Here is a 6,885-nt window from a genome sequence, read left to right as displayed (position 1 = left end):
AAGCCTTCATTTGCGGTCCCGGCCCGATGATGGACGCCGCCGAAGCTGCGCTGAAAAGCGCGGGCGTGCCGCCGCAGCAGGTTCACGTTGAACGATTCGGCACGCCGTTGCCGCAAGCGGGCGTGCCAGCAATCGAAATCACCGACGACACCCCGGCGGCGGACCTGGAACTCATCATCGATGGTAAAAAACGCAAGCTGCGCCTGCCGTATCAGGGCGTGAGCGTACTCGACGTCGGCCTGAAGGCCGGACTTGCGCTGCCCTATGCGTGCAAGGGAGGCGTGTGCTGTACGTGCCGCGCGAAGGTGCTGGAAGGCGAAGTGCGCATGGAAAAGAACTACACGCTGGAGCAGCATGAGATTGACGCGGGTTTTGTGCTGACCTGCCAATGCCACCCAATTTCGGATCGTGTGGTTGTGAGCTATGACGAACGTTGAACGCCGGGTTAGCGGATCGCGCTGATTCGATTCGCTTACACTAGGGGTTGCCCGTTCCTAATGCGATGTGCCGCGCCCAGTCGCCGCACTCGCTGCGCGCCGGGCAGCCTACTTACGTTTGCGGTCACCGTCACTGATGAGCACCATCCACGTTACCAACGGCGACCATGCCGCCGAGATTCTGCGCGAAGCCTTGCAAATAGCGGCTCGCGACGAGCGCGTCATCCCGCTGAAGGACGATCTTGCGGTCGGCCAGTTGAGGGGCATAGACGACAATCCGGAAAACCGGGCGCTGTTTTGGCAGCAGGTGCTGAACGAACAGAAGTTCGATTTCATATCGAAGCTCAAGGAACAGGACGCGCTCCTGCGCGATCTCGCGCAAGACAGCGGACAGGTCGTGGTCTGGCACGGCCAGAGCGCCAGTGACCAGCTAACGCTGCGACGAGTGGCCTACACGCTGCGCAACGCGCCGCAGCGCTTGAACGAAGCCAAGCTCACCCACGAAGATCTGCCCTTGATTACCGCTGCCGACGGCTCGCAGCAGCGACGTGGCCGCGAAGACGGCGCGACGGCGGTCGGCATGTTCACGGCAGCCGAGCTGGGCGCCAAGCTGCCAACAGCCGCGCCCATTTCGGTGTTGCGCATCAGCCGTCTTGCGCTGGAATGGCAGGAAGTGAAGCAGATCAATAGCGAGACCCGCCGATGGCGCGACAACACGTTCATTTCCGGCACCTATTCCGACGTCGATGAAACCATCCTCCAGATAGCCAGCGACGGCTGGCAGGAAGCGCGCAGGCTCGCCGGCCAGGTGATGGGCGCGAGTTTCGGCTTTTTGGTCAGCGATGCCATTGCGTTTTGGCGCTGTCGCGAACTCGTCGCCGCGGGCAAACTGGAGATTCGCGGCGATCTGGCCAAGATAGCCGACGCCAGACTTCGCCGCGCCGTGCACTAGCGATGCGTTAACGGTGCACTAGCCACGCATTAGAATCCCCGATCGACCAAGCAATTCGCAGAGACTCAATGGCCCGTACAAGAGCGCCTGACCACGACACGCAACGCGAGCAGATTCTCGAACTCGCCGCCGCCAAATTTGCGCAGACCAGCTACCCGAGCACGTCGATGGCCGATCTCGCCGCGGCCAGCGGCACCTCCAAAGCGCGGCTTTATCATTATTACGCGAGCAAGGAAGCCATCCTTTTCGATCTGCTCGACCGCTACACGAAGCGGTTGATGCTGATCATCGCGGAAGTGGAGGGAGCGAGCCAGCGGCGCGGATTGACGGAGCGCGAGGCGTTCGCCGAACTGATTCGCGCGTTCCTCACCGAATACGAAACGTCCCATAGCCGGCACGTTGCGCTGCTCAACGACGTCAAATATCTCGAAGACACGCAGCGTGAAATCGTGCTGGAACGCCAACGCGGCATTGTCGCGGCGTTCGCCCGGCAACTTGCGCGCGCGTATCCGAAGCGGGCGACCAAAGAGAACCAGACCGCGCTTACCATGATGGTGTTCGGCATGATTAACTGGACCTTCACGTGGCTCAAACCCGATGGAAAACTGGGTTACCGTGAGTTCGCGGAGCAGGTTGTGGGTGTGATCGAGCACGGGATGAATGGCGACAATTGAAATGGTGCGATGCACCATTAAACTACCGCACGACTGTACGATTTTCGCAACACCGAATAAGCCATTGTTTTATAAACGCTTTTATTCGTATTACGTGAAAATTAGACAGGATGCTCCACGGTGTATTACGGGTTTTCCCTAGTGCTACCGTTGTGATTCGGCTAAAATTCGTTTTGCGACGCACCATGTCGCGCGACGAATCAAGGAGCCACCATCGTGAACATGCCTTTCAACCGCCACACTGCATCGATCTTCGCAGCAGCCGATCGCTCGCAAACGGCTGCCGGTCGTTTGCCCGTTCTCGTCCGTGAGTTGTCCTCGAGCGACCGCGAGCGTCTCCTCACCCACTTCCTTGCCCTCGACGAAGACGACCGCCTTCTGCGCTTCGGCCAAATCGTGCCGGATCATGTGATCGAGAACTACGTCGGGAATATCGATTTCTCGCGTGACACCGTATTCGGCGTGTTCGACGAACAGTTGAATCTCGTCGGCGTTGGCCATCTGGCCTATCTGCCAGCCGAAGGCGACAAGCGCACGGCGGAGTTCGGCGTGTCAGTGCTGGAAAGCGCGCGTGGCCGTGGAGTCGGCAGCCGCCTGTTCGAGCGCGCCGCCATCCGTAGCCGCAACACGCACGTTTCAATGCTCTACATGCATTGTCTGTCACGCAATTCGACCATGATGCACATTGCGAAGAAGTCGGGAATGAAGATCGAATATGCGTATGGCGAAGCCGACGCTTATTTGTCGCTCACACCTGCCGACCAGGGCAGCATTCTCACGGAGATGTTGCAAGAGCAAGCAGCGGTCTTCGACTACGCGGTGAAGCGTCAGGCGCGCCGGGCATCGCAAATGTTTCAGGCGTTCATGCCTACTGCGGACGCGGCCTAAATCAGGACCTCGAGTCCTGAGTTCCAGGCACAAATCAGCAAGCATGCGCAAAAGCACGAAAGGCGGCGAAAGCCGCCTTTTTTGCGTCTGCAGGTTTTGGATTGAGCATCGGCCATCGGCCAGCCAATTCAACGAATCGGCAACGCCGTCGTTTCCTTAAAGCGTTCCAGCGAGAAGCTGCTTTTGACGTCGATCACCGATGGATGGTGCAGCAACTGGTCCTGCACGAAGCGTGAAAAGTGCTCCATGTCTTCCACCAGAACGCGCAGCAGATAGTCCATGTCACCGGTCATGGCATCGCACGCCACCACTTCAGGCCAGCCGCGCACGGCTTCGCGAAAGCGGTCCGCGTGCGTCGGCGGATTTTTCATTCCCGCCGCTACCGGCGTGCCGCCGCGTTTTTCCAGCTTCACATTGACGTACGCGAGCAGCCCGAGTCCGAGCAGACGCGGTTCCAGCAGCGCGACATAACCGCGGATCACGCCCTCCTCCTCCAGCCGTCGAATTCGCCGCAAGCATGGACTAGGCGAGAGGTTCACCTGATCGGCGATGTCCTGATTCGACAGTCGCCCGTTCACCTGAAGAATCGCGAGAATTTTCCGATCGATCGCATCGAGTTCGATTTGAGCCATTTTCTGTCTCCTGCGGGCATTATTTCGCCATGAACGTGCGTCATCGTAGACATACACGATTTACTTCGCAAGTATCTGCCTCGCTTCCGTCGATAAACTTTGTCCCAATAATCACCGACTAATCACTGGCTAATCACCGATCTATTCTCACGGTTCAGGAGACAAAGCATGCAGGCGACGACTTGGGACAATCCCGTTGGCACGGATGGTTTTGAATTCATCGAATACACAGCGCCCGATCCCGTGGCGCTCGGGCAATTGTTCGAGCAAATGGGGTTCACCGCGATTGCCCGCCATCGTCACAAGAAGGTGACGCTTTATAGGCAGGGCGAGATCAACTTCCTGGTGAACGCCGAGCCCGACTCCTTCGCGCAGCGGTTCGCGCGCCTTCACGGCCCGTCGATTTGCGCGATCGCATTCCGCGTCGCCGATGCGGGCAAGGCGTACAAGCGCGCGCTCGATCTCGGCGCGTGGGGCTTCGATAACAAAACCGGCCCGATGGAACTGAACATTCCCGCGATCAAGGGTGTTGGCGATTCGCTGATTTACTTCGTGGATCGGTGGCGCGGCAAGAATGACGCGCAACAGGGCAGCATTGGCGACATCAGCATCTACGACGTCGACTTCGAACCCATTCCTGGCGCCGAGCAAAACCCGGTTGGCCACGGACTGACCTACATCGATCATTTGACGCACAACGTTCATCGCGGGCGGATGATTGAATGGGCTGAGTTCTACGAACGTTTATTCAATTTCCGTGAAACGCGTTACTTCGATATTGAAGGCAAGGTGACAGCGGTCAGGTCGAAAGCGATGAGTTCGCCGTGCGGCAAGATCCGCATCCCGATCAACGAGGAAGGCTCGGAGACCTCGGGGCAAATCCAGGAATATCTCGACGCGTATCACGGCGAAGGTATTCAGCACATCGCGTTGGGCAGCGACGATATCTACAGCACCGTCGACCATCTGCGCGGCGCGAAAATCGCACTGCTGGACACCATCGACACATATTACGAACTCGTCGACCGGCGCGTGCCGAATCATGGCGAATCGGTGGCGGAATTGCGCAAACGCAAGATCCTGATCGACGGCGTGCGGGACGAAATCCTGCTGCAGATCTTTACGGAAAACCAGATCGGCCCGATCTTCTTCGAGATCATTCAGCGCAAGGGCAATCAGGGTTTCGGCGAAGGCAACTTCAAGGCGCTGTTCGAATCGATTGAACTCGACCAGATTCGGCGCGGGGTTGTGAAGGACACAAGCGCCAGCTAAAACACGCAGTGCAAATAAGAAATGCCGGGGACCCAAAGATCCCCGGCATTTTTTTGTTCATTGGCGTTCAGGAACATCGCCAGTGCCTGCCTTTACGACATGAGCAGCTGCGACACGAACTGCTTCTCGCGCACTCAAACCCTCAAGCGTCGGCGTCGTCCTTATTTTCCGCCGTCTGCTTGACGGAAACCTGTTCGACCCGAACCTGCGAAATTCGCGGTATGCCGGAGATTGTTGCTTCCGTTCCAGCCAGACCGCCTGCGCGAACCGGCGCGTTCATCGCAAAAAATGCTGCGGAAACCATCAAAAAACTTTGGATGTATCGTTGTTTCACTACTTCCTCCTTCAACTGCGTGCATCGGTATGTCCAACAATCGTGTTCGTCCTGCCGACAGAGCCGACATGAACGTGCATCGATCGCGGGTTTGAATAGCCTCGACGCGAGCGGTTCCCCAATGACATCGAATGACACCGAAATCCGGCCGTTTTTACACGTCGTAACACCTGTGCAATGTTGAAATTACTTTTCAGCGGGTTTTTACCAGTGCTGTAAAAAAGTCAAAACGGGCACACTCAAAATCCCGGCCGACGCGTCCACAAGACGCGAAGGCCCTAAAGTGCTTTGGTGATCCCAAACGTTGGCGGAGAGACCCCACAATGAATGCCCCCCTTGACGCGGAACAACAAGCTTCCCTAGAAGCCGCGCTAAATTCCGTCACTCTCGACGACAAATACACCCTCGAACGCGGTCGCGCGTACATGAGCGGCATACAGGCGCTGGTTCGGCTGCCGATGCTGCAACAACAACGCGATCATGCCGCGGGACTCAATACGGCCGGTTTTATTTCCGGCTATCGCGGCTCCCCGCTCGGCGCACTCGATCAGCATCTGTGGAAAGCGAAGAAACATCTCGCTTCGCATCAGGTCGTGTTCCAGCCCGGCGTGAATGAAGACCTCGCGGCTACCGCCGTTTGGGGCTCGCAGCAGGTCAATCTTTATCCGAGCGCCAAATACGACGGCGTGTTCTCGATGTGGTACGGCAAAGGGCCGGGCGTCGACAGAACCGGCGACGTGTTCAAGCACGGCAACTCGGCGGGCTCTTCCCAGCATGGCGGTGTACTCGTACTCGCCGGCGACGACCACGCCGCCAAATCTTCCACACTCGCGCATCAGTCGGAACACATTTTTAAAGCGTGCGGATTGCCGGTGCTGTTTCCATCGAATGTGCAGGAATATCTGGACTTCGGGCTGCACGGCTGGGCAATGAGCCGTTACTCCGGCCTCTGGGTCGCGATGAAATGCGTGACCGACGTGGTGGAATCGTCGGCTTCGGTCGATATCGATCCACATCGGACGCAAATCGTTTTGCCCACTGACTTTGCGATGCCCGATGGTGGCCTCAACATCCGCTGGCCGGATCCGCCGCTGGTTCAGGAAGCGCGACTGCTCGACTACAAATGGTATGCCGCGCTGGCGTATGTGCGCGCGAACAAGCTGGATCGGATCGAGATTGAATCGCCGCATGCGCGCTTCGGCATCATGACGGCAGGCAAGGCTTATCTCGACGTGCGTCAGGCTTTATCGGATCTCGGTCTGGACGATGAAACCTGCTCGCGCATCGGCATTCGTCTGTACAAGGTCGGTTGCGTGTGGCCGCTCGAAGCGCAAGGCGCGCACGCATTCGCTCACGGCTTGCAGGAGATTCTGGTCGTTGAAGAGAAGCGCCAGATTCTGGAATACGCGATCAAGGAAGAGCTCTACAACTGGCCCGATGCACAACGCCCGCGCGTCTTCGGCAAGTTCGACGAGAAGGATGGCGCAGGCGGCGAATGGTCCGTGCCGATGGGCAACTGGTTGCTACCGGCGCACTACGAGCTCTCGCCGGCGATTATCGCGAAGGCGATTGCCACGCGACTCGACAAGTTCGATCTCCCCGCCGACGTCCGCGCGCGCATCGCGACGCGCATTGCCGTGATTGAAGCGAAGGAAAAAGCGCTGGCGCGGCCGCGCGTTGAGGCCGAGCGCAAGCC

At 58.3% G+C, this 6,885-nt stretch carries 7 protein-coding genes and 1 pseudogene; 6 read left to right on the top strand and 2 right to left on the bottom strand.

The features are described 5' to 3' along the window. From JWR14_RS26155 to JWR14_RS26140, 4 genes are all read left to right on the top strand, one after another. A partial coding sequence (locus JWR14_RS26155) for a 2Fe-2S iron-sulfur cluster-binding protein (RefSeq protein WP_299714275.1) occupies window positions 1–437 on the top strand: 437 nt, incomplete at its 5' end. 136 nt (window positions 438–573) lie between these two features. After that, entirely contained in the window at window positions 574–1,389 is an 816-nt protein-coding gene (locus tag JWR14_RS26150) for a DUF1835 domain-containing protein (RefSeq protein WP_299714272.1), read from the top strand. A gap of 68 nt (window positions 1,390–1,457) precedes the next feature. Continuing rightward, window positions 1,458–2,063, top strand: a complete 606-nt coding sequence (locus JWR14_RS26145; RefSeq protein ID WP_299714269.1) for a TetR/AcrR family transcriptional regulator — start codon at window positions 1,458–1,460, stop codon at window positions 2,061–2,063. Window positions 2,064–2,285: 222 nt separating this feature from the next. Next, window positions 2,286–2,951 (top strand): GNAT family N-acetyltransferase, encoded by a 666-nt coding sequence (locus JWR14_RS26140; protein WP_299714278.1) that lies wholly within the window; start codon window positions 2,286–2,288, stop codon window positions 2,949–2,951. A 128-nt stretch (window positions 2,952–3,079) separates the two neighbouring features. Here the strand turns inward: JWR14_RS26140 and JWR14_RS26135 are convergent, their stop codons facing one another. After that, window positions 3,080–3,583, bottom strand: a complete 504-nt coding sequence (locus JWR14_RS26135; protein ID WP_299714266.1) for an Lrp/AsnC family transcriptional regulator — start codon at window positions 3,581–3,583, stop codon at window positions 3,080–3,082. Window positions 3,584–3,751: 168 nt separating this feature from the next. Here JWR14_RS26135 and hppD point away from each other — a divergent pair, with 168 nt between their 5' ends. Next, on the top strand, window positions 3,752–4,855 hold the full coding sequence (gene hppD, locus JWR14_RS26130) for a 4-hydroxyphenylpyruvate dioxygenase (protein ID WP_299714263.1): 1,104 nt from the start codon (window positions 3,752–3,754) through the stop codon (window positions 4,853–4,855). A 142-nt stretch (window positions 4,856–4,997) separates the two neighbouring features. Here the strand turns inward: hppD and JWR14_RS26125 are convergent, their stop codons facing one another. After that, window positions 4,998–5,204, bottom strand: a complete 207-nt coding sequence (locus JWR14_RS26125) for a hypothetical protein (protein WP_299714260.1) — start codon at window positions 5,202–5,204, stop codon at window positions 4,998–5,000. 308 nt (window positions 5,205–5,512) lie between these two features. On the opposite strand from JWR14_RS26125, the pseudogene JWR14_RS26120 reads away from it, so the two are divergent. Beyond that, a pseudogene (locus JWR14_RS26120) lies at window positions 5,513–6,885 on the top strand (indolepyruvate ferredoxin oxidoreductase family protein); the annotation flags it as partial.

It is taken from the genome of Caballeronia sp., assembly GCF_028292365.1.
Taxonomy (GTDB): domain Bacteria; phylum Pseudomonadota; class Gammaproteobacteria; order Burkholderiales; family Burkholderiaceae; genus Caballeronia.
This window is presented reverse-complemented; position numbering and strand designations above follow the sequence as displayed.

What these genes read in the sequence shown, in the direction of transcription:
- JWR14_RS26150 (WP_299714272.1), top strand. Translation starts at nt 574, where the DNA reads ATGAGCACCATCCACGTTACCAACGGCGACCATGCCGCCGAGATTCTG.
- JWR14_RS26145 (WP_299714269.1), top strand. Translation starts at nt 1,458, where the DNA reads ATGGCCCGTACAAGAGCGCCTGACCACGACACGCAACGCGAGCAGATT.
- JWR14_RS26140 (WP_299714278.1), top strand. Translation starts at nt 2,286, where the DNA reads ATGCCTTTCAACCGCCACACTGCATCGATCTTCGCAGCAGCCGATCGC.
- JWR14_RS26135 (WP_299714266.1), bottom strand. Translation starts at nt 3,583, where the DNA reads ATGGCTCAAATCGAACTCGATGCGATCGATCGGAAAATTCTCGCGATT.
- hppD (WP_299714263.1), top strand. Translation starts at nt 3,752, where the DNA reads ATGCAGGCGACGACTTGGGACAATCCCGTTGGCACGGATGGTTTTGAA.